This is a genomic window from Microbacterium foliorum (assembly GCF_006385575.1).
In the GTDB taxonomy this organism is placed as follows: Bacteria; Actinomycetota; Actinomycetes; order Actinomycetales; family Microbacteriaceae; genus Microbacterium; species Microbacterium foliorum_B.
Map to the genome: position 1 here is coordinate 3,362,656 of NZ_CP041040.1, position 23,206 is coordinate 3,385,861.

General features: G+C 68.6%; 18 protein-coding genes. 9 read left to right on the forward strand and 9 right to left on the reverse strand.

Annotated features, from left to right (window positions below):
• The first annotated feature begins 2 nt into the window (after positions 1-2).
• Positions 3-509, forward strand: coding sequence for a hypothetical protein (locus FIV50_RS16245; RefSeq protein ID WP_140038328.1), 507 nt, complete (start codon positions 3-5; stop codon positions 507-509).
• A 9-nt stretch (positions 510-518) separates the two neighbouring features.
• Here FIV50_RS16245 and FIV50_RS16250 read toward each other — a convergent pair whose 3' ends face one another.
• Positions 519-1,739 (reverse strand): glycosyltransferase, encoded by a 1,221-nt coding sequence (locus FIV50_RS16250; protein ID WP_308810377.1) that lies wholly within the window; start codon positions 1,737-1,739, stop codon positions 519-521.
• Positions 1,736-2,962, reverse strand: a complete 1,227-nt coding sequence (locus FIV50_RS16255; RefSeq protein WP_140038329.1) for a glycosyltransferase — start codon at positions 2,960-2,962, stop codon at positions 1,736-1,738. Before FIV50_RS16255 ends, FIV50_RS16250 begins: the two co-directional genes overlap by 4 nt.
• A 120-nt stretch (positions 2,963-3,082) precedes the next feature.
• Between FIV50_RS16255 and FIV50_RS16260 the strand changes: the two genes are divergently transcribed.
• Positions 3,083-3,673 (forward strand): hypothetical protein, encoded by a 591-nt coding sequence (locus FIV50_RS16260; protein ID WP_140038330.1) that lies wholly within the window; start codon positions 3,083-3,085, stop codon positions 3,671-3,673.
• A 39-nt stretch (positions 3,674-3,712) separates the two neighbouring features.
• Here FIV50_RS16260 and FIV50_RS16265 read toward each other — a convergent pair whose 3' ends face one another.
• Positions 3,713-5,392, reverse strand: coding sequence for an HNH endonuclease signature motif containing protein (locus FIV50_RS16265; protein WP_140038331.1), 1,680 nt, complete (start codon positions 5,390-5,392; stop codon positions 3,713-3,715).
• A 225-nt stretch (positions 5,393-5,617) separates the two neighbouring features.
• Between FIV50_RS16265 and FIV50_RS16270 the strand changes: the two genes are divergently transcribed.
• Together FIV50_RS16270 and FIV50_RS16275 are read left to right on the forward strand one after the other, a co-directional pair.
• Positions 5,618-6,133, forward strand: a complete 516-nt coding sequence (locus FIV50_RS16270; protein ID WP_140038332.1) for a MarR family winged helix-turn-helix transcriptional regulator — start codon at positions 5,618-5,620, stop codon at positions 6,131-6,133.
• A complete protein-coding gene (locus FIV50_RS16275; RefSeq protein WP_140038333.1) occupies positions 6,130-6,786 on the forward strand; it encodes a hypothetical protein in 657 nt (218 codons plus the stop codon). The genes FIV50_RS16270 and FIV50_RS16275 overlap by 4 nt, the downstream gene beginning before the upstream one ends.
• On the opposite strand, the gene FIV50_RS16280 is transcribed toward FIV50_RS16275, so the two are convergent.
• From FIV50_RS16280 to FIV50_RS16290, 3 genes are all read right to left on the reverse strand, one after another.
• A complete protein-coding gene (locus tag FIV50_RS16280; RefSeq protein WP_140038334.1) occupies positions 6,787-7,197 on the reverse strand; it encodes an MmcQ/YjbR family DNA-binding protein in 411 nt (136 codons plus the stop codon). It abuts the gene before it with no gap.
• A gap of 34 nt (positions 7,198-7,231) precedes the next feature.
• A complete protein-coding gene (locus FIV50_RS16285; RefSeq protein ID WP_140038335.1) occupies positions 7,232-7,726 on the reverse strand; it encodes a hypothetical protein in 495 nt (164 codons plus the stop codon).
• A gap of 204 nt (positions 7,727-7,930) precedes the next feature.
• Positions 7,931-10,927, reverse strand: coding sequence for an alpha-mannosidase (locus FIV50_RS16290; protein WP_140038336.1), 2,997 nt, complete (start codon positions 10,925-10,927; stop codon positions 7,931-7,933).
• Between the two features lie 162 nt (positions 10,928-11,089).
• Here FIV50_RS16290 and FIV50_RS16295 point away from each other — a divergent pair, with 162 nt between their 5' ends.
• Positions 11,090-12,121: a LacI family DNA-binding transcriptional regulator gene (locus FIV50_RS16295; RefSeq protein ID WP_140038337.1), complete on the forward strand. Its 1,032-nt coding sequence runs from the start codon at positions 11,090-11,092 to the stop codon at positions 12,119-12,121.
• A 32-nt stretch (positions 12,122-12,153) separates the two neighbouring features.
• On the opposite strand, the gene FIV50_RS16300 is transcribed toward FIV50_RS16295, so the two are convergent.
• Positions 12,154-13,464, reverse strand: a complete 1,311-nt coding sequence (locus tag FIV50_RS16300; protein WP_140038338.1) for a glycoside hydrolase 5 family protein — start codon at positions 13,462-13,464, stop codon at positions 12,154-12,156.
• Positions 13,465-13,675: 211 nt separating this feature from the next.
• Here FIV50_RS16300 and FIV50_RS16305 point away from each other — a divergent pair, with 211 nt between their 5' ends.
• From FIV50_RS16305 to FIV50_RS16320, 4 genes are read left to right on the forward strand one after another with little or no spacing between them, the layout of a single operon-like run.
• Positions 13,676-14,977 carry an ABC transporter substrate-binding protein gene (locus FIV50_RS16305; protein ID WP_140038339.1) on the forward strand — a complete coding sequence of 434 codons (1,302 nt, stop codon included), beginning with the start codon at positions 13,676-13,678 and terminating at the stop codon, positions 14,975-14,977.
• 2 nt (positions 14,978-14,979) lie between these two features.
• On the forward strand, positions 14,980-15,918 hold the full coding sequence (locus FIV50_RS16310) for a carbohydrate ABC transporter permease (RefSeq protein WP_140038340.1): 939 nt from the start codon (positions 14,980-14,982) through the stop codon (positions 15,916-15,918).
• Positions 15,915-16,850, forward strand: a complete 936-nt coding sequence (locus FIV50_RS16315; RefSeq protein ID WP_140038341.1) for a carbohydrate ABC transporter permease — start codon at positions 15,915-15,917, stop codon at positions 16,848-16,850. Before FIV50_RS16310 ends, FIV50_RS16315 begins: the two co-directional genes overlap by 4 nt.
• A gap of 5 nt (positions 16,851-16,855) precedes the next feature.
• Entirely contained in the window at positions 16,856-20,089 is a 3,234-nt protein-coding gene (locus FIV50_RS16320; RefSeq protein ID WP_258184313.1) for a glycoside hydrolase domain-containing protein, read from the forward strand.
• Between the two features lie 36 nt (positions 20,090-20,125).
• On the opposite strand, the gene FIV50_RS17960 is transcribed toward FIV50_RS16320, so the two are convergent.
• On the reverse strand, positions 20,126-21,334 hold the full coding sequence (locus tag FIV50_RS17960) for an endo-beta-N-acetylglucosaminidase H (RefSeq protein ID WP_258184314.1): 1,209 nt from the start codon (positions 21,332-21,334) through the stop codon (positions 20,126-20,128).
• Positions 21,335-21,438: 104 nt separating this feature from the next.
• On the reverse strand, positions 21,439-23,136 hold the full coding sequence (locus tag FIV50_RS16330) for a long-chain-fatty-acid--CoA ligase (RefSeq protein WP_140038343.1): 1,698 nt from the start codon (positions 23,134-23,136) through the stop codon (positions 21,439-21,441).
• Between the last annotated feature and the right edge of the window lie 70 nt (positions 23,137-23,206).

The following is a 23,206-nucleotide window of genomic DNA, read 5'->3' on the forward strand; positions in this document are numbered from 1 at the left end:
CGATGAGCGAGCAGCAGCATCCAGACCGGCCGCAGCAGCCCGGCCAGCCCTACGCGCAACCCGGCCAGCCCTACGCGCAACCCGGCCAGCCCTACACGCAGCCCGGCCAGCCCTACACGCAACCCGGCCAGCCCTACACGCAACCCGGCCAGCCCTATGGAGTCGCGGCACCCCCGCATGCACCGGGACAGGGCGCACCGCGCTCCGGAGGCCTCGGCCGCACGGCAGTGATCGTCGCTGCGAGCGCCGTGGCGATCGGACTGCTCTGGCAGCTCGTCACCCCGTTCCTGTACGCGAGCGTCGGCTTCGGCGTCGTCGAGCTGCTGTCGAACCTCATGAACCTGGTCGTGCTGGCAGGCGCAGGCGCCGGCCTGCTGCTCGGAATCATCGCGCTTCGACGCCCGGCACCTCATCTGCTCGCGGCGATCGCCATCGGCGTGGGCGGCAGCACGGTCATAGGCACCCTCGTCGCGTGGGTGTCGAACGTGTTCTACTACCTCGGGTTCTGAGCCAGGGGGTCAGTCCGCGAGCACGCGCTCGTAGACTTCGATCATCGCCGCGGTGCGCGACGACTGCCGGAACGACTCCGAGACTTCGCGCATCGGCTGCGGCGCGATTGAGGCGGAGATGTCGGATGCCGCGCGGCGCAGCGTCTCGACAAGGCCCGCTCGGCGCTGCTCCTCGGTGCCGGCGGCTCCGGGCACGGCCCAGAGTCCGCCGCCGAGCTCTGCCGCGATGTCGGGATCGCTGATCACGGACGGCGTACCGAGGGTGGCCGCCTCGAACGGCGTCATGCCCTGCGTCTCGAAGCCGATCGATGTCTGCACGAGTGCGTCGGCGGCGGCGATGCGGGCGAGGGTGTCGGCGTAGCTGAGCGTGCCGGCGAAGTGCACGTTCGACAGGCCAGAGACGATCTTCTCGGCGGCGGCGCGCTGGGCGCCACCGCCGATGATCTCGAGGTCGGCGTCGACTCCCGACTCGACGAAGGCCTCGAGGAACGGCAGCAGACGCTTCTCGGGGCTCATGCGTCCGAGCCAGACGAAGCGGGGGCGCCCGGGCGCGCGCTCAGTCGGTGCGGCGGCGAGCGTCGCCTCGCGTATGTCGTCGTCGATGCCGTTCCACACCACGTCGACGGGGCTGAAGACTCCGTGCTCTTCGAGGCGGCGTGCGAAATGCGTCGACGGGGCGGTCACCGCGGATGAGCCACTCGCGATGCCACGGAGAAAGGCCCATCCGTCACTCCCCCGCACCTGGTCCGCCACGCCTCGCAGCGCGCGCCGGCGCCAGAGGTTCAGCGCTCGGAGCACCGGTCCGTGCAGCGGCGTGACCGCGGCTATTCCGACGTCGACGCGGTTGTGCATGGTGTGGACCACGGGGATGCCGTGGCGAGCCGCGTACCGGTGACCGATGAAGGCGCCCCAGAAATCGGCCTGCACGTGCACCAGGTCGACCGGCGGGCGGTGCGTCATCGCGCGGTCGAGCGCACGGTCGGTGGCGCGTCCGGGCCAGCTCATCGAGTACTCGCGGTCGGCGGTGATCGGCACGGACGGCAGATCGATGTTCGACGGGTGGGCGATGCGCGAGGCGCGTGTCCCGTGCATCTTCGGCGCGACGACGGTCACCGTGTGGCCGGCGCGCTCGAGGAACTCCCGCTGCAACCGCATCGACACCTGGGCTCCGCCGAGCGAGTCCAGGTGCTGATCCCCGAAGAAGGCGATGTGCATGACGCGCGTCGTCACTCGGGAAGCGGCTCGTCGCGGTACAGCGCCTCGAACGTGTCGAGCGTGCGGTTGATGTCGTGGATCGCGACGCCGTCGAGCGATGCCTGCTGCATCCGCGCGTACTCGCCCGGCGATGCAGTGAGCACGTCGGTCAGTCGCGCGGCGAGGGCATCGGCGTTGCCCGGCTCGAACAGGTGGCCGTTCTCGCCGTCGTGCACGAGGTGCGGCAGGGCGACGGCATCCGCTGCGACGATCGGCAGCGCCGAGGCCATCGCCTCCATGGTCGCGATCGACTGCAGCTCGGCGATCGACGCGATCGTGAACACCGAGGCGCGCGACAGCAGCGCACGCAGCTGCTCATCCGTCGTGCGGCCGTGGAAGGTGACGCGGTCTGCGAGGCCCAGCTGACCTGCCAGGTTCTCGAGCTGCTTGCGCTGGTCGCCGCCGCCGACGATGTCGAAGGTCGCGTCGAGCGCCGGGTCGAGCTTCGTCATGGCCTCGAGGATCACCTCGACCTGCTTCTCGGCGGTCAGGCGTCCGACGAAGATGATGCGGTTCTTGTCGCGAGGGGCGATCACCGGGGTGTACTGCGTGCGGTCGATGCCGCAGCTGACCGGGATGACGCCCTGAAGCTCGACCGTACGCTCGAGGAAGTCGGCGGCGCGGCGCGTCGGTGTGGTGATCGCGCGAGTCAGGGCGAAGGTGCGCTTCGCGTCTCCCCATGCCCAGCGCAGCACGAGGTCATCGACGAACTTGGGCATGGTGGTGTGGTCGAGGATGTTCTCGGCCATCACATGGTTTGTGGCGATCACCGGGATGCCGCGCTCGTGTGCGATGCGAGAGAGACCCCGACCGATCACGATGTGAGACTGGATGTGCACCACGTCGGGCTGCACGGTGTCGAAGATCTTGCGGGCGTAGTGCTTCACGCGCCACGGCCAGACGAAGCGCAGCCAGTCGTGGGGCGCCCAGCGCACCGACGGCAGCCGGTGCAGGGTCATCGGCTCGCCCTCGATCACCTCGGTGCGCGGTGCGGCCCGCCGGTAGGCCTGGTTCGGTGCGACGACGTGCACGTCATGACCGCGCTGCACGAGCCCCGCGGCGAGGCGCTCGGCGAAGCGGGCGGCGCCGTTGATGTCGGGCCAGAAGGTGTCGCATCCGATCAGGATGCGAAGCGGACGCTGCCCGGAGTCGGGGGCGACGTCGGGAGCACTCGTCGGATCGGAGGTAGAGGAGGACATTCTGCCTTACGGTACGGCGGTCAAAGAGCCCGATCGGGCGCTGGCCACTCTACCCGAGGGGCCTGATCCGGCCGCCGAGGCATACCGGCATCCCTCAGCCTGACCCCCTAGCGTGGAGCCATGCGACTGACTGCCGACGCCGACCCCCGACTGTGGATCCCCGTCACCGATTCGCTCGGCTGGAAGGGGCGCCGGCATCGCAAGGCAGCGATAAGGATGCTGCTGGGGCAGGTGAACACGGCGATCGGCGTCACCGAACGCCCGGGTTCGCGCATCGGAGCGTGGGCGATGAGCCAGGCGGCGCCGATGCTGATGCGCCGGGCGGACGGTCGCGTGCTCGTGTGGACCTGGAAGGCGGATCCGGAGCTGGTCGTCGCGATGGCCACCGTGCAGGCGCTGACCCCTCAGGTTCGAGTCGCTCGGGCGTCGATGCCGATGGACTATGACGACACCCAGTCGTTCTCGAGCCGTTGGCTGGGCACGGGAGAGAAGCTCGTGGTGGCGATGCCGCCGTCGCCCGCGTCACCGCCTTTCGCCACCTACACCTGGGACACCGGGACGCATCTGGTGACACTGACCGCGATGTGCAGCGACCGCGAACGCTTCGGCACGCTCGACGGGGCGCTCGACGATCTGGCGCGCAGCATCCGCGTCGTCGACGAAGTCGCGGGCGGCGAATCTCCTGAGGTGCTGAGGCTCGACCCGGCGTGATGTCCCGCCGGGGTGCGCGCCGTTTCCATCCGGGCGCGCTCAGACGCGAAGCGGGGTGCGGGGAACCCGAGCGGCTGCCGGCAGGATGAGTCGTGGTGTGCGCCATCGCTGTGCAGGGTCCCACCATGCCGGTCCGCGCACCTGCGGGAGGCCCCCGTTCATGCGGATCTCCCATCCGGAGGTGCCGAGGGATCGGTGGTGCCACCAGCACAACGGCACACCGTTATCCGTATGCGTCGGGCCGCCCTTTGCGTGTTCGGTGACGTGGTGGATCTCGCACCACGACGCGGGGACGTGGCATCCCGGGATCAGGCACGCTTTGTCGCGGGCGATGATCGCCCGGCGTTGGTGCACGGTGAAGATCCGGTCGGTGGTCGTGATGCCGATGATGCGGCCTTCATCCATGAGTACCCGCTGGATCGCTCCCGAGCACGCGATCTGCGCCGCGAGCGAGACGGGCACATGGGCGCCGGATCCGGGGATCGTCGCCCACCCACCGTTACCGTTCGCTCCACTCGCTCCGCCCCCAGCGCTCCCGAAGGCGGCGGCTCCGAAGACGGCACCGGCGGCACCGGTCGCACCGGTGGCATGAGCGGTGTGGGTGGCGAGGTCTTTCGCGTCGACGGTCACGACGACGACCGGCGATGAGCCACCGAGAGTGGGCATGTCCTTGTGCCGGGCAGCGATCCCGAGAGCTGCAGTCAGGGCGTCGTGGCGCTTCTGCGCCGCAGTACGGTCATCGAGCACACACCGCGGATCGGAGTTGAACGGATCGGTCTCCTCCGGATCCGCCTCCACGTCAGCGTCTGCGCAAGCACCCGCACCCGCACCCGCACCCGAACCCGAACCCGAATCCGATTCCGAAAAGTCGGTATCGGGAGAATCCACGTCACCACCGGAACCGTCACTCGGGGCGAAGAACACCCCCGGCATCGGCGGGCCGTCACCCTTCGGGTTGAGGAACGCATCCATGATCAGCTGCAACTGGGCGGCCGCCTCGGGGGTCAGGTACCCGCGAATCGCATGCATGCCGTCCGTCAACCGGCCGATCGTGATCCCCCGACGACGACGCGCATCCTCATCCTTCGGTTCCTCACCATCCGGGTCGAACATCGACGCGAGATCCTCCGCGAGGCCCTTCAAGTCCTGCACCGTCGGCGACGGACCAGCCGCATCCTCATCAGCATCCCGGGCCTCATCAGCATCCGGGTCTTCGTCGTCCCCCGCGTCGAGTCCGTGACCGCGCGCGCACCCCGCCAACGCGACATCGGCCGCCAACCGCTGCTCGACCGTGAGCCGATCCCAGACCTTCTCGATCGGGCCCGTCGCCGCCAGAAACCCCGCGACACCGACCACCCCGTCCAACAGCGCCAACCGCATCTCCGACCACCGCGCCGGCATCCTCTCCCCCGCCAGACTCAACGGCCGCCGCACCAGATCGACCACCCTGTCGACCCGGGCCGCACCCCGCACATCCACCAACAGCGTCCGCTGCAACAACTCGTTCAGACCCCGACACCCCGCCGCATGCGGAAAGTCACCCATGTCAGCCGTCGCAACCGTCTCCACGATCACCGCCTCCGCACGCCGGAACGCCGCCCCCGCACCCTGCAACACCGCGACCCGCTCCGCATCGCTCAGCCCCGCCAGCGCATCATCCGACAGCACCGCATCCAGGTCAGCGATGACCCGATCCAGAAGCTCCGCAGTGCTGTTCATACCCCCTAGTCAACCCGCAGCCACCGACATTCGAGACCCGAAACCGCTCGCATTTACCCCCGATCAACGCCATATTCCAATCTCCCAATACAGCGCAGAGCAGGGCGCGGGCCCGGTGGCGGCCAGCAACAGAAGGGGGACGACGAAGGCGGAAAGGGGGGAGAGAGAAGGAGGAGAGAGTGCGCAACTAGTGAATATAGGTAACTATGTAGTACCATCACAATCATGGAACCGCTCTTCGTCGACCGCCTGCTGCTGATCGCAGACCTCTTCCAGAGGGACATGGCCCGTGCCTTCTACGGCACCGGCCTCACGACAGCCCGCGTGCACCTGCTCTGGGTGCTCCAGCACGCCGGGCCGTCGACGCAGCAGGCGCTGGCGCAGCTCTGCGAGGTCACCCCTCGCAACATCACCGGACTCGTCGATGCTCTCGAGAAAACGGGGCATGTGCGCCGCACCCCGCACCCGACCGATCGACGCGCCGTTCTTGTCGAGCTGACCGGCACCGCCACCGAGACGATGGCGCGGATGCAGGAGGAGCACGCTCAGCTCAACGAGACTCTGCTGTCGGCGATCGCCCCTGCAGACCGCGCGGCCGTCGATCGAGGCCTGTCGGCCGTCGCCGCACATCTCGAGCACCTCGTGACCACCGCCGCAAGCTCCGCCCCCACCCCTGCCCCTGCCCCTGCCCCTGCCCCTGAAGACGCACGCGCGACCGGTACCCCCGAGGACACGCCATGACCGAGCAGCTGCAGACCACCGCTCCGAGCCCGACCCCGATCGCGCGCATCCTCAACTTCCTGCATCGCGCGTGGATCGCCGAGCTTCGCGTCTACTCGAGCATCGCCCGTGCGATCGCCCGTCGTCCCGCAGTGCCGAAAGGCGGCACGGGGATCGGCTACCACCGCCCCGTGCTCACGGTGCTGTTCATCTTCATCGGCCTCTCAGCCGTCGAGATCCCGATCCTCGACCTCATCGTGCACCAGTGGCCAACCGTGCGCATCACACTGCTGGTGCTCGGCATCTGGGGCGTCACGTGGATGGTCGGCCTGCTGTGCGCGATGCTCATGCGGCCGCACTCCGTGGGGCCTGACGGCGTCCGCGTGCGCAGCGGACTCGAGCTCGACGTGCCGATCGGCTGGGACGACATCGCGTCGGTCGCGATCAGCCGCCGGGTCGACGAACCCAAGCAGCCTCGGGTCATCGGCTCGGAGTACGCCGAGCGGATGCAGGATGAGACCAACGTCGAGATCGAGCTCGAACGCCTGGTCGCGATCCGCCTCCCGGGTCTCGCGCCGAAGGGCGGAGTGCACCATGTCGACAGCATCCGGCTGTGGGCCGATGATCCTCGCGCCTTCCTCGACGCCGCTCGACCGTTTCTGACAGCGGCCTGATCAGTCCAACCCGCGATCGGCGAGCCACTGCTTCGCCACGAGCACAGGAGCCCTCACGAGCCACGCATCCGCGATGATCTCAGCCAGTCGGTCGCGGTCCATCGCGTCGAGCTGCACCAACACCCCGGGGTACCCGTCGAAGTGCGGGATCGAGAACAGACCCTCGGGCTCTGCCGCCAGCAGCGTCTCCTTCTCTTCGAGGCTTGCGACTCGCACGCCCAGAACGGGGCCTTCAGGCCACACGAGTCCGAGATCTGCGAGCTGCCGCAGATCGACCTTGCTGGGCCCGCGCACCCAGGCGATCTGACCGCTCGGCAGCCGCCAGGAGGGCTCGCCGGTGTGACCGCCGACGCGCTCGGTCACACCGGGCAGCGCGAGAGCGATCTCTCGGACATCATCGACGGTCGCCATCCGCCCATCGTCCTCCCGTTGTGAAGACGCCCGGTCAGCGCGAGTCGCGCTTCGCCTGTCTGCGAGCACCCTGAGCACGACTGGATGCGTCTCGCTTCACACCGCCGGTCGTCTGCTGATGCTCCCGCATGCGGCCACCCGACACGCCTTCATCGAGCGGTGCGTCAGAACCGGGACCGCTCCACTTGCCCTCGCGGGCTCGGGCCAGCCTCTCGTCCTTGAGCGCCTCCGCCTCCTCGTGCGCCACTCGAGCGAGCTCTGCGCTGATCAGCGAGAGCGCCTCCTCGAACACGTACGCGCGCCCTCTGGCCTTGTCCGACCCTGCGGCGGCGGCACCTCGGCCGCCCGCCTGCTCAACCCGCTCGGCAGCGCCGCGGCGATAGTTCGTCGTGTGCTTGTTGCGTGCCCGCCGAATCCGCTTGTGCAGCGCCAGCAGACCGTCTTCATCGAGCTCGGCGAGCCGATCCGGCTCGAGCTCGCGGATGAGGTCGCGCTCTTTGTCCTTCAGAACCCACAGGTACTGGTCCATCTCGTGCTCCTTCGGTCGAGGCTCCCCATCGCCAGTCGTGCAACCGAGTATGCAGTCGGAGCGCACCCAGCGCCAGGGGTTCTTGCGTCGTGGAAACCCGTCGCAGCCGCATCCATCCCCGGGCGCCCGAGAGGGACCGTCTTGCGCACATTGCGTGACCCCGCACCCGACCGACGCGGCCGCGGGGTCTCGAGACCGACTGCCTCAGCGCACGATGCGCAGCGTACGCACCTCGAACGGCCGCAGACGCAGCTCTCCGCCCACGCGCCCGTCGTCCAGCGCGTCCTCGATCAGCGAGACCTCACGGATCTCGCTGTGCTCGAAGTCGGCGGCGAGCGACCCGACAGCACGGCGCCCGAGCGCCTCGTAGAGGCGCACGATCACGTCGCCCGAACCGTCGTCGGCGAGCTTCACACCCGAGACCACGATGCCCTCACCATCGACGGTCACGAGCGGCGTGACCTCACGAGCGCCGCGCACCAGCGTCGGCAGCGAGTTGAGGCGGATGCCCTCGGCGGTCGCGATCGCAGCATCCGCGCCGACCACGAAGCCGATCTCGATCTGGTGGTGGCCGTGATCGGTGTCGGGGTCGGGGAACCGGGGCGCGCGCAGGAGCGAGAGCCGCACCGTGGTCGTGACGGCATCATCCGACACCTCCCTCGAGGTGTCGTAGCCGTAGATCGAGTCGTTCACGAGCGCGACGCCGAAGTCCTGCTCGCGCACCAGCACGAAACGGTGCATCGAGGTCTCGAACTTCGCCGCCTCCCAGCTGGTGTTCGTGTGCGTCACGCGCGACTGGTAGCCGAACTGCGTCTCGGCCTCGGTGTGCGTGGCCTGGATGTCGAGCGGGAACGCGAGCTTGAGCAGCTTCTCGGTCTCATTCCAGTCGATGTCGTTGCGGAGCAGCACGGTGCGCTGACCGGGAGCAAGGGTGATGGTCTGCTCGATCGTCGACTCCGAGAACGACCGCGTGACGACGACGGAGGCTGTGCCATCGACGACGGATGCCGAGATCGAGTCGACGGCGGTGAGGTCGTCGACGCTGTTGCGGTAGTACTTGTCGATGTCCCATGCGTCCCACATGTTCGGGAAGTCCTGGTGCAGCTGGAACAGGTTCGCCGGGCGCCCTTCGGCCACCGCCTCGCGACCCGAGGTCTTGTCGACCGCCGAGACGATGAGCCCGTCGGCGGAGATCAGCACGGAGACGAGCTCGTTCTCGAGGCGCCACCCGCCGTCCTCTCCCGAGAGCATGACGGATGCCGGGGCAGGCGCCTCGACGAAGCCCGCTCCGAGCGCGCGGCCACCGCTGCCGACCGACGTCGGCACGAACCGCAGCTCGCGATCGCCCTCGCCCGCGAGCGAGCGCCGAGCGGCGACCGAGATGTCCTCCGCATCAGACAGCACGTTCGTGAGCACCTCGACGGCCTCGCGATGCACCCAGGCGACCGACGTGCCCGGCAGGATGTCGTGGAACTCGTGCAGCAGCACGGTCTCCCACAGCCGGTCGAACTCGGCCTGCGGGTATGCGGCGCCGGTGCGCACGGCATCCGTCGCGGCCCACAGCTCGGCCTCGACGAGCGCGTGCTCGGCCCAGCGGTGCAGCGCCTTCGTGGCGTGCTGGCTGGTGAGGGTGCCGCGGTGCAGCTCGAGATAGAGCTCGCCGACCCACACGGCCGGGTTCGGCAGCTCGGCGCGGGCGGCATCGAAGAAGGTGTCCGGGTGCTCCCACACGACCCGCGCGCTGCCCTCGAGGTTCTCGAGGCGCTTCGCCTTGCCGGTCATCTCACGCGTGGTGCCGCCGCCGCCGTCGCCCCAGCCGACCGGGGCGATCGACCGGGAGGTCACGCGGTTCTCCTTGAACTGGCGAGAGGCCTTGGCGACCTCCATGCCGCTCAGCTGCGAGTTGTAGGTGTCCATCGACGGGAAGTGCGTGAACACCTGCGACCCGTCGATGCCCTCCCAGAGGAAGGAGTGGTGCGGGAAGACGTTCTGCTGGTTCCACGAGATCTTCTGCGTGAAGAACCACTCGAACCCGGCGCGGCGCATGAGCTGCGGCAGCGCCGGCGAGTAGCCGAAGCTGTCGGGCAGCCAGACACCCTTCGAGCGGATGCCGAACTCGCGCTCGAAGAATCGCTGACCGTAGGAGAACTGGCGCACGAGCGACTCGCCCGTCGGCATCACGGTGTCGGATTCGACCCACATGCCGCCGAGCGGCAGGAAGCGTCCCTCGGCGACGGCGGCCTTGACCCTGGCGTAGACCTCTGGGCGGTGCTCCTTGAGCCACGCGTACTGCTGCGCGCTCGACATGCCGTAGAGGAAGTCGGGCTGCTCGTCGATCAGCGTCGTCATCGACGAGGTGGTGCGGGCCACCTTGCGGATCGTCTCGCGCACCGGCCACAGCCAGGCGGAGTCGATGTGCGCGTGGCCGATCGCCGAGATGCGGTGAGCGCTGGCCTCGGCGGGGGCTGCGAGCACGCCCGCCAGGCGAGCGCGAGCGTCGGATGCCGTCTGCACGATGCGCTGCAGATCGAGCACGTCGAGGGCATCGTCCATGGCCTGCAGGATCTGCATGCGGCGGGGCGAGGTCGCCGGCAGCTCGGCCTGCAACTCGAACAGCACCTCGAGGTCGAGCGACAGCTCGAACACGTCCTGCTCGAAGACGGCGAGGTCGATGCGGCGGGTGCGATAGAGCGGCTCACGTGAAGACGTCTGGATGTCGCCCTCCTGCGTCGGCAGGAAGGGGTGGTAGTCGAGCAGCACCGGGTTGGCTGCCGCCTCGAGATACAGCTCGACGGGCTCGTCGCCGTGCGCATCCTCGGTGATCGGCAGCCACTGGTTGCGCGGGTTGATGCTCTTGACCGGGCTGCCGTCGGGCCGGTAGACGAGTGCCTCGCACTGGAATCCGGGCATGTTGATGTCGAATCCGAGGTCGATGACGGCCTCGACCCGACGGCCGGCCCATTCGGCGGGCACGCGACCGGTGATCTTGAACCAGGTCGTCGACCAGGCAGGACCCCACATGCTCGGCACGGATGCCGGAGTGAATTCGAGAGCGAGGCCGTCTGCGGGGCTGATCGGCTCGCCCGGGAGCTGGTTCACCTCGATCGTGAGGGGCACGGACGCGGAGTGGACGGCCGGGCGGATGCGCTCGTCGAGCACCCGCTTGACGCGGCCGACGGTGAGCGAGGTGTCGTCATGCATGGTGTGATTCTCCGGGCTCGGCGGTGAGTGGGCGTGACTCGCGCCCGGGAGTGGGGCGGTTGCCGACAATGCTATCGGATTTACTAAAGCGATCTAGTAGATCGGTTGCAACCGCGTTCGGCGGCTTTCTCGCGGCTAAACCGATCAAGTAGGGTGAGGCGCATGGCTTCGGGCAAACGCGTCACCATCGCGGACATCGCGCGCATGGCCGGCGTCTCGCCCGGAGCCGTGTCGTTCGCACTCAACGGGCGCCCCGGCGTGAGCGACGAGACCCGCCAGCGGATCCTCTCGATCGTCGAAGAGAACCACTGGCAGCCGAGCTCCGCGGCGCGCGCCCTGGTCGGCGCCCGAGCCAACACGGTCGGCTTCGCGCTCGCGCGTCCGGCCCGCTCGCTCGGATCCGAGGCCTTCTTCACCGACCTCATCGCCGGCATCGAGTCGCGGCTCTCCGAGAGCAAGGTCAGCCTGCAGCTGCGCCTGGTCACCGACATCGCCGAGGAGATGGAGGTGCATCGTCAGTGGCGGTCGTCTAACCAGGTCGACGGCATCATCCTCATCGACCCCCGCGACGACGACCCCCGCAGCGACCGGATCGCGGCGCTCGATGCTCGCGCGGTGCTGATCGGCTCGAAGCCCTCCCCCGAGGGCGCCGTGCCGAGCGTCTGGATCGCCGACGACGAGGTGGCCGAGACGCTCTTCTCCTACCTCGCGGCCCTGGGGCACACGCGCATCGCCTACGTCGCCGGTCCGGCCGAGCTCGAGCACACCCGCCTGCGCGCCGAGGTGCTCGACCGCATGGCGGCCGACGGCGTCTCGGGTGACGTGATCACGACCGACTTCTCCCCCGCACGAGCATCCGCAGTCACCCGGTCACTGCTCTCGGGACGCCTTCGCCCGACGGCGATCGTCTACGACAACGACGTGATGGCCGTGGCGGGACTCCGCGTCGCGCAGGAGATGGGCCGCGCCGTTCCCCGCGACGTCTCGATCGCATCGTTCGACGACTCGGTGATCGCCGGCCTGATCAATCCGTCGATCACCGCGATGACCCGCGACACGTTCGAGCTCGGCGAGCAGGCCGCGACACTGCTGCTGCAGCAGATCGTCGCCGGGATCAACCTGCCCAGCGCTCAGGGCCCGACACCGACCCTCACCGCCCGCGAGAGCACGGCTCCGCCGGCGGCAGCATCCTGACGAAGACCCACCGGTGTCTCGCGACTCCGTCGTCAGGCGTCGACGACGGTGTTGACGGAGCCGTAGGGGTCGACGCCGTTCGTCGACAGATCGGGACGGATGAGGCGACGGATGCCGCGCGCGGCGAGCGCCGCGTCGTCTAGGGCCGTCTGCGAGGTCACGAACGCGGGGTCGACGCCGGCCTCGCAGGCATCCACCCAGGCCTGGAACACCGCGCCGCCGGGGCTGAGCGCCGCCCGACTCACCGGCACCTCGCGCTCGTCGACATCGACCACGATCGCGGTCTCGCGCTCGGGCACCGCGGTGCGCTCGCGCAGTTCGGGGATCAGCTCGGCGAATCGCCGGCCGAGGGGCTTGGCCGCGCCGCTCTGATCGATCAGGCCGAGCGAGTACTCCAGTTCGGGGAAGTCGCCGAGATCGCGGCTCACGTCGTGCGAGCACCACCAGGTCACGCCCCAGAGGTTCTCGGTGCGCGCCGCCGACCGCAGGGTCGCCTCGAGGAAGCCGGGCATCTCGCTCTTGTCGAGGCAGTTCGACGGGGCCCCCACCTCCTGCAGCCAGACGGGACGCTCGAGGTCGGTGGCGAAGGCCCGGGACAGCTCGATGAGGTACTCGGCGTGGCGGTCTGCGGCGACCGACCGGCCTCCGTAGCGCTGCGCCGTGCCGTTGAAGATCCAGGAGTGGATCGTGGTCATCTCACCCAGACGCGATGCGTGCGCGGGGGTGAAGCCGTGCCCGTCCATGTACCAGACCGCGTCGTACTCGCTGTGGACATGAGAGAGACCGGGTGCCGCCTCCTCGGCGGCGGTGAGCAGCGACTCGATCCAGTGGCCCGCCTCGTCGATCGTGACCGGCCACGGCGACGGATGCGTGTGCGCCGAGAACTGGTTCGTCTCGTTGCCGAGGGTCAGCCCGAGGAAGTTGGGGGCGTCGCGCAGCGCGCCGGCGAGCGTCTGCACGAGGTCGACCTGCCCGCTGAGCGCGGTCGGGTCGGTGAACATGTTGCGGTCGTGCCAGGTGTACAGCCAGGACGGCACGAAGTCGAAGCTCGACAGGTGCCCCTGGATGACGTCGACGCTGGTGTCGAGCTCGAACTCGGCCGCGATGTCGACCATGGCGCGGACATCGTCGATCGCCTTCGTGCGGATGAGCGTACGGTTCGGCTGCAGCACCGTCCACAGCGGGAAGACCCTCACGTGGTCGAGCCCGAGCTCCGCGAGGGCCGCGAAGTCGCGCCGCACATCGTCTGGCGTGAAGTCGAGCCAGGAGTGCATCCAGTCCTTCGACGGCGTGTAGTTCGCCCCGAATCTCAGGCGAGCATCGAGAGCGCGGCGCTGCGTCATGTGTCCGGACCTTTCCGACAGAGCCCTCCGACGAGGACATGTCGCACCACTATAACGCTTGAGCGCAGAGCCACCACCCGGAATTCCAGTACTCGCCTGCAGACGAAGTGTCGAGACCTTGACAGAGACCGCAGCGGATGGTTTCATCTGCTAAAGCGTTGTAGTCCGCCGGACGGACACCGCCAATCGCCCGCCTCGAGGAAGAAGCACGATGAAAGTTCCCGCACGCATTGTCGCTCTGGCAACATTCACGATCGGCGCCATGGCGCTCGCCGGCTGCACCGGAGGCGGTGCGACATCGGGGGCCGCCGGTCCGATCGACACCTCCGGTGAGCTGAGCGGAACCATCCAGTTCCAGACCTGGTCGCTGAAGAACGAGAAGTTCACCCCCTACTTCGAAGACCTGATCGACGCGTTCGAGAAGGAGCACCCCGACGTCACGGTCGAGTGGCTCGACCAGCCGGGTGACGGCTACCAGGAGAAGATCCTGAGCCAGGCGAACGCCGACACCCTCCCCGACGTGCTGAACCTGCCGCCGGACATCGCCTACCCCCTCGTCGCCGCCGGCAAGCTCGTCGACATCGAGACGGCGGATCCCGAGCTGAAGTCCGGGTACAACGCCGGTGCGTGGGACGCATACAGCCAGTACCCCGACGCCGAGGGCACCTACGGTCTGCCCTGGTACCTGTCGAGCGACGCCTCGTGGTGGAACCTCGCCCAGCTCGCCCCCTACGGCGTCACCGAGGAGAATCTCCCCACGACGGTCGACGAGCTGCTCACCCTCGCGAAGGACGTGGCCACCGAGTCCGGCGGCAAGGTGCAGCTGCTGTCGTCGATCCCCGCTCTCGACACCTTCACCTCCGCAGGCATGGAGGTCATCAACGACGAGGGCGAGTTCGACTTCAACACCGAGGAGGCCGCAGCGATCATCGAGAAGTATGCCGACGCGTACGCGGCCGGAGCCATGCCCGCCGAGGCCCTGACCGGCGACTACGGCGGAAACGCCGAGGCGTACATCCAGGAGAAGGTCGCGTTCACGACCGGCGGCACCGGCTTCACGACCGACCTCGCCAAGGACGCCCCCGCGCTGCTGGAGAACACCGTCGCCACGCAGCGACTGGGCATCCCGCCGCTCTACGTGCAGGGGCTCAACATCTCGGCCGACTCCGACAACAAGGAGGCCGCTCTCGCGTTCGCCGAGTTCGCGACCAACGAGGAGAACCAGGTCGCCTTCTCATCGCTCGCGGTCGGCACAGCGCCCGGCACGTCGTCGGGTGGCGACGCCGTCGTCGAGAACATCTCGTCGTCGATCACCGACGAGAAGCAGCTCACCGCGATCGACACCGTGTTCACCGCCATGGAAGACGCCAAGGCCATCCCGTTCCAGTGGACATCCGACATGGCGACCTACATGACCCAGCAGATCGCGCTCGCCGTGAACGGCGAGGCCGACGCGCAGGAGCAGCTCGACAAGATCGTCGAGTACGCCAACGCGAACCGCGTGGACCAGTGAGCATGAGCGCGGACACCAGCAGCCGGAGCCGGAGCCGGAGCCGGAGGAAGACCATCACGTCCCACCGGTGGTTCACCCCGTGGCTCCTCCTCGGCCCCGCCGTCATCTGGGTGCTGGTGTTCGCGCTCTGGCCGTTCCTCAACACCGTCTTCCTGAGCTTCACCGACGCGCGTCCCCTGCGGACCCCCGAGTTCGTCGGCTCGGCGAACTACGAGCGGATGTTCGGCGACGAGATGTTCTGGAACGCCCTCACCACCTGCATCATCTACGTGGTGGTCTGCGTACCGCTGCTCACGATCCTCCCGCTGCTGCTGGCGCTGCTCGTGCAGAAGAAGCTGCCGGGCATCGCGTTCTTCCGCACCACCTTCTACTTCCCGGTCATCGCCTCGGTGGTCGTGGTCGCCCTCATCTGGACCTGGCTGTTCGACAGCCGCGGCATCATCAACCAGACGCTCGAGTTCCTCGGGCTCGTCGACAAGCCGATGGCCTTCCTCGTCGATCGCTGGCTGCTGCTCGGCTGCGCGATCCTGCTGACCGTGTGGAAGGGGCTCGGCTACTACATGGTCGTGTACCTCGCCGCCCTCGGCAACGTCGGCAAGGAGCTGCACGAAGCGGCGATGCTCGACGGCGCAGGCTCGTTCCGCCGCTTCCTGTCGGTGACGATCCCCTCGGTGCGCGGCGCCATGCTGCTCATCGCGGTGCTCATAGCGGTCTCGGCGATGAGGGTGTTCGCCGAGCTCGACGTGCTCTCCAAGAGCACGGGCGGGCCGGGCGGCTACGACATGTCGCTGGTCATGCTGATCCGTCAGGTCGGCTCGGGCCTCAACGGCAACATCGGCTACGCCTCCGCGATCAGCGTGGCCCTGTTCCTGCTCACCCTCATCCCGCTGGCTGCGATCGCGTTCATGAATCGCGAGAAGAAGGCGAAGGCCCCCGCATGAGCACCCTGACTCCGCCCCGTGTCGACGACGACCGCCGGCCCGACGAACAGCCCGCTCCGACCACGCGCGAACCCATCTTCCGCCGCCGCGGCTCAGGCGACTTCAGCAAGCCGACGCTCGGCGGTCTGATCGGTCGCTACGCTCTCCTGCTGTTCGTGCTCGTGATCGTCATCGGCCCGTTCCTGTGGCAGCTCTCGACCTCGTTCAAGGGACCGCAGGAGAACATCTACTCCTTCCCGCCGAACCTGATCCCTCGCGAACCGACTCTGCAGAACTACGTCACGGTCGCCGAGATCGTGCCGGTCTACCTCTACGCCTGGCACTCGCTGCTCGTCTCGGTCGGCACCGTGCTCAGCAACGTGATCCTCGCGACGTTCGCGGGCTACGCTCTCGGATGCATGCGGTTCCGCGGCAAGTGGATCGTCATGGCGATCCTGCTCTCGACCCTGCTCTTCCCCGGTGAGGTCACCGTGACGAGCAACTTCCTCACGATCCGCGCGCTCGGACTCGCCGACACCCTGTGGGGCGTGTTCCTGCCCGGTGCCATCAGCGCCATGAACGTGCTCCTCGTCGCCACCGCCTGCCGCATGATCCCCCAGGACGTGCTCGATGCCGCGACCGTCGACGGCGCCACCACCTGGCAGCGCATCCGGCACATCGTCTGGCCCAACATCCGGGGCATGGTCTCGGTGGTCGCGGTCTTCGCGTTCATCGGCGCATGGGACGACTACCTGTGGCCGCTCATCGTGCTCTCCGATCCGTCGAAGTACACGCTGACCGTCGGCATGGCATATCTGAACAGCAGCTTCTCTGTCGACCCTCGCCTGATCGCGGCGGGAACCATGATCGCGCTCGTGCCGATCGTCATCATGTTCTCGTTCACGCAACGGTTCTTCTTCAAGGGCGTGCAGGAGGGCGCGGTCAAGGGGTGAGCGCCGTGCAGCTCATCCCCGCCGACGGTCCGGCAGATCCTCCGTCGTCCCGCCCTCGCGCGGGCGTGCTCCGCGGCCAGGTCTTCGCCTTCTCCTTCGACCCCTCGGCGGGCGAGCAGCGAGTCGACGTGCCTGGACTCGCCGGCATCCGCGTCACTCCCGACACCGTGCTGCACTGGGCGTTCTACGCCGACGGCGTCGAGGCGACCCTCGCCCCACACGCGGCGCTCGCGGTGACGGTCGATGTGCGCGGCGCCGACGATGCGAGGCTCGGCGAGATCGCCGCTGTGCGCGACCGCTATGACTTCCCTCTCACCGCAACGGCGCAGTTCGCGGCGCGCTGGAGCCTGCCCGAGCAGTGGAACGCCGACACCGTGTCGTTGGCGCCGATGCTCGCGGATTCGGAGCCGCACACCTCGGTCACCGTCGAGCTCGTCCTCGGCACCGCCTCGCTGGCCGCCGAGCCGAACCTGCCGTCGCGCGTCAGCGGCTTCGTGCAGTGCGTCGTGGAGCAGTTGCCGACGCCTGTCGTTGCGGACGAGCGTCCTCCGGTCGAACGCGTGGACACCCGTCGAGGCACTCACTCAGGGCCGCGTTTCTCGCGCGGCAACACGATCCCCGCGGTCGCCGTGCCGCACGGCTTCACGTTCGTCACTCCGGCCACCGATGCCTCAGACACCCGCTGGCCGTACCGACCCAGCATCCATGACGACCCGCCAGGGCGGCGCCTCGAAGCACTGCAGTTCGCTCATCAGCCGAGCCCGTGGATCGGCGACCGCTCGGTGCTCCAGGTCATGCCGTTCGACGGGCGTCCGATGTCTGGCCATGCCGAGCGTCGACGCTGGATCACCCCCGGGTCCGAGCGCGCCCGCCCGCACGAGTACTCGGTCGACCTCGGTGGACTGCGCGCAGAGATGACCGCGACCTCGCACGCCGCCGCCTTCCGGGTGCACGGCGCCGACCCCGACGCCACCGTCGGATTCGTGATCGATCAGCCGAGCGACGAGGGCCGACTCATCTGGACGGATGCCGACGGCTTCGAGGGCTGGACGCCCGAGGGCCCCGAGGACTGGGGCAACGCTCCGCGCTGCTACTTCGCCGGCGTCGTGCTGCGGGGCGAGGGTGACGGATCCTCGGGCACGCGCGGCGCGCTCGACGACGACGGACGGATCCGCGTCGCCGGCTACGTCGGCGGACGCGGCTCGCTCGAGGTGCGGGTGGCGGTCTCGTTCCTGTCGGTCGAGCAGGCCAGGCGCAGCCTCGCGCTCGAAGCACCGGCAGAGGTGACCTACGAGGAGCTGCGCGCGGCATCCGCAGAATCCTGGAACCGCGTGCTGGGGCGCGTGACCATCCCGCCTCTCCCCGTGGCGGAGGCGCCGTATCGCCGACTCGCGTTCGAGGAGCACCTGGGTCGGATCGCCGCTGCCCTGCACCGGATGCATCTCTATCCGAACACCGCCGCCGAGAACGCGGGAACCGCCGATGCGCCGCTCCACCGGTTCGCCGACGTCTTCGCGGCGCGACAGCCGTTCGGCGAACGCGCGACCAGCGCCCCGATCGTCGATGGCGAGCTCGTGGTGAACAACGGATACTGGGACACCTACCGCACCGAATGGCCGGCGCTCGCACTGCTCGATCCGGCGCTCACGGGCAGGCTGCTCGACGGACAGATCGAGCAGTATCGCCGCGGAGGCTGGATGGCGCGGTGGAGTGCTCCGGGCTACGTCGACAGCATGGTGGGAACGTCGAGCGACCAGATCTTCGCCGACGCCGCCCGGTGGGGCGTGGAGTTCGACCGCACGGAGGCGTTCGAGAGCGGCTGGCGCAATGCCTGCGAACCGGGACCCGACGCGCTGCGCGGACGCAAGGGCGTCGCTCGCGGGCGATTCACCGGATTCATCTCGTCCGACGTGCCCGAGGGCATGAGCTGGACCATCGAGAACGCCGTGAGCGATGCCGCACTCGGCCGGTTCGCCGCGCAGCTGGTCGGTGACGCGGAATCAGCGCACCACGCCGCGCGCTACCGCTCCTTCGCTCGCTACTTCGCGAATCGGGCGCTGTCGTACCGCACGCTGTTCGATGCAGACTCCGGCTTCCTCCGCGGCAAGGATGCCGGCGGAGACTTCGCCCCTGGCTTCGATCCGCGCATCTGGGGCGGCGACAACGTCGAGACGAACGCGTGGGGCATGTCGGTCGGCGCCGTGCACGACGGAGCAGGACTCGCGGCGCTGCATGGTGGCCGCGACGCCTTCGGTCAGCATCTCGACGCACTCTTCGCGGAGCCCGAGACCGCCGACGAGCGATTCGGCGGGGCATACGGCACGGTGATCCACGAGCAGCGCGAGGCGCGGGCGCTGCGGTCGGGAATGTGCGCGATCTCGAATCAGCCCGCCCACCACATCCCATTCATGTACGCGTTCAGCGAGCGGCCATGGCGCACGGCAGCGATCGTCAACGAGCTGGCCGGCCGTCTCTTCGCGGGCGCGCACATCGGTCAGGGCTTCCCCGGCGACGAGGACAACGGCGAGATGAGCGCCTGGTGGCTGTGGGCGGCCCTCGGGCTCTACCCGCTCGAGCTCGCATCGGGAGTGCTGCGGATCGGGTCTCCCCTCTTCGACGACATCCGCGTGGACCGCGCGGACGGCTCCTCGCTGCGCATCCGCTCTCACCGCAGCGGACCGGCCGCCCACGTGCTGCAGAGCGCTCGCCTCGACAGGGTCGCTCTCGCACGCGCCGAGCTGCCGATCGATGAGATCGTCGGCGACGCCGAGCTGGAGCTGATCTTCGGCACCGCCTCTTCGGATGCCCTGGAGCCGGGCGAACGCGCACCGGCAGACGTCGCCTCATGGTGCCGCGATCTGACGACCGACGCAGCGGACGTGATCGCGTCAGCATCCGTCGTCGATGCCGGGCGCCTCTTCGATGACGGAGATCCGAGTGGTTCGACCGGCGTCGCCCTCGCTGCCGGAGAGTGGGCCGGATGCCGCTTCGCCGAACCTCGCGCCGTCAGCGACCTCACCGTGACGATGGTGGCCGCGGCCCCGTCGTCGTGCCTGCAGTGGGAGGTCCTCGACGAGGACGGGAACTGGGCCGCGGCACCGACCACGCACGACGCAGGGCTTCCGGCCGACCGCACCACCCCGTTCGAGCTGGTGTCACGGGTCGTGACCCCGGCGATCCGCGTGCGAGCGGAGGCCGGGGTCACGATCCGTCAGATCGAGGTCTTCGACCTCGGGTGATGACGCCTGGCTCGGGTGATCACTCACCTCGGGCGATCACTTCGACAGGACGAACGCCACCTCGGTGGTGTTCCCGGCGACGTCGACGACCTGCAGCGTGTTCGCACCCACGACCGCGCCGAAGGCGCCCGGCTTCACGAAGTTCAGGTCGCTCCACGCGTCGTCGGTGAGGTCCTTGAGCACGCCGTTGACGTAGAGCCTGTCGATCTTGCCCTCGTCGTACAGCTTGAAGCTCACGCGCTGGTAGGCCCCGTCGGTCTTGCTCTTCGTGAACTTCGACCCTTCCTTGATCGTGACGGTCGGGGGCGTCGTGTCGCGCGGCGCCGCCCGGTACTCCGTCGCCTCCCCCTTGAGCGCCTCGGTGATGCCCGAGAGATACGCCGACTGGTCGGCCGCGGTGAGGTTGTAGGCGACGTAGACGCCATAGCCGTCTGCGACGGTGCGGTTCGCGAAGTCGGTGGCCGTCGCGGCGCTCGTCTGGGAGAGGTCGATCGCCGCAGCTCCGAGCCGAGTGCGATCGTCGAGCCCCGGAACAGTGGGTGCGTCGTACGTCGGGTAGTAGGGGTTCCAGGCGTAGTCGAGCACGCTCGCAGCGTCGAACAGCGTGAAGTCGGTCGTCGTGTAGCTCGGGCCGATCGCGTAGAGGCTGATGATCTTGTCGGGGCCGAGACGATCGCGCAGCGCCGTGGCCAGCCATCCGAACGACTCCGCGTTGGGCTGAGGTGTGCCGTTCGCGCCGTAGTTCGTCCACTCGTCATCGAAGTCGATGCCGTCGAGACCGTAGGTGGTCACTGCGTCGGCGAGCTGGGCGGCGAACGCATCGGCCTGCGCATACGAGGTGAAGTTCGCGAAGCCGGCGCCCTGGTGGTTGCCGAGCACCGAGAGCAGCACCTTCGTGCCGTTCTCCTGCACGGGGCGGATCTGCGTCTCGGCATTGTCGAGCGTCTCGGTGACGCGCTCATTGAAGTGCAGATACGCCTTCTCGCCGTCGTAGTTGATGTTGGCGGCGAAGATCATGGCCATGTCGATCGCGGCTTCGCCGGACTCGGCGAGCGTGTAGTCGGCGACATTGGCTAAATCGTTCGAGTTCACCTCGACATAGACGGCGAGCTTCGGGTCTGCGGGCTCTGCGGTCTCGGCAGCAGCCCCCAGCGAACCGGTGAGAATGCCTGCAGCAGCGACCGCGAGCACTCCCAGCCCGGCGATGCCCTTTCGCAATCGGTGATTCCTGACGTTCTGACTCATAGCGGATCGTCTCCTTCGGCGTCGTTGTCGAATCCGGCCGCGGCGTCGCGACCTGCCGCCGACTATAGCGCTTAAGTGGTTCGCTCGAAAGGTTCGTCGATCGGTCAGTCCGAGAGCATCCGATCCCGCACCTGCCGGCGCAGCACCTTGCCGATGAGCGAACGAGGAAGCTCGTCGACGGCGACGATCCGCTTGGGCACCTTGTAGGGGGTCAGCCGAGTGCGACAGAAGTCGCGCAGCGCACCCGAGTCGAGTGTCGCGCCGTCACGCAGAACGACGGCGGCGGCGACCTCCTCGCCTCCGCTCGACCGGGGCAGGCCCACGACTGCAGCCGCGGCCACGTCGGGGTGCGCCTCGAGCGCATCCTCGACCTCGCTGGGCGAGACGTTGAACCCGCCGGTGATGATGAGCTCCTTGAGGCGGTCGACGATCGTCACGAAGCCGTCGGTCGAGACCTCGGCGATGTCGCCGGTGCGCAGCCAGCCGTCGGCGAGCAGCACGTCAGCGGTGTCGCCCGAGCGACCCCAGTAGCCCTGGAACACCTGAGGGCCGCGGATCAGCAGCTCGCCCCGCTCGCCCACCGGCATGTCGACGTCGGTGTCGGCAGGATCGACGACGCGGATCTCGGTGCTCGGGAACGGCACGCCGACCGTGCCGGGGCGGCGGCTGCGGCCCATCGGGTTGCCGAGCGCGACGGGTGAGCTCTCGGTCATGCCGTAGCCCTCGACGAGCAGACCTCCCGTGGCCTCCTCCCACCGCTGCACGGTCGCGACCGGAAGACTCATCGCACCCGAGATCGCGAAGCGGACGGTGGAGAGGTCGATGGTCCCGCGTGACGCGGCGCGCGCGAGCTGGTCGTAGATCGGCGGCACGGCGGGGAGGAAGGTCGGCGGACTCGTGCGCGCCGCCTTCGTGACGAGGCCGAGATCGAAGGTCGGGAACAGCACGAGCTTCGCGCCGATGCTCATCGCGAACGTCAGGCAGAGCGTCATCCCGTAGGCGTGGAACAGCGGCAGCACGCCGTAGAACGTCTCCTTGCCGTCGACGAGCCCGGGCACCCACGCCCGGCCCTGCATCGCGTTGGCGCGCAGATTCGCGTGGGTGAGGATCGCACCCTTGGGATCACCTGTCGTTCCGCTCGTGTACTGCAGCAGTGCGGTGTCGCCGAGCGTGGGGCCGTCGACGCGGCGCGAGAGCGGACGATGGTCGACCAGCTTCTTCCACGCCAGCGCGCGACGCGTCTTCGGGGTGGCCGTCAGCTTGGCCCTCGACGCCCGCGCCCGGGGTATGGGCAGCCGCAGCAGCAGGCGCTGCGATGCGGGCATCGCCTCAGTGAGGTCGACGCTCACGATGTGCTCGACCCGCAGGTCGGAGGGGAAGTCCGCGATCGTATCGACGGTCTTGTCCCACACGATCGCGACCTTGGCGCCGTGATCCTCGAACTGATGCCGCAGCTCCCTGGCCGTGTAGAGCGGATTGTGCTCGACGACGATGGCACCGAGACGGAGTGCCGCATAGAAGGCCACGACATGCTGCGGGCAGTTGGGCAGCACCAGCGCGACCCGGTCGCCCTTGTGCACCCCGAGACGCCGGAGTCCCTCTGCGGCACGCAGGATCTGCTCGCCCAGCTCGCGGTAGGTGGTCACCGCACCGAAGAACTCGAGCGCCGGTCGACGGCCGAACGTCGCGATGCTCGCGGACATCATCTCGGGCAGCGTCTGGGTCGGAGCCTCGATCTCCGGGGGAACGTCGTCTGCATAGGAGGCGAGCCATGGCCGGGATTCGTGCGGGTTGACGGACATGGCTCCATCCTGCCCGGATCGGCTGTGAGCCGCCCTCCAAGATGCCAGTATGAGAGGAGCTACGAGGGAG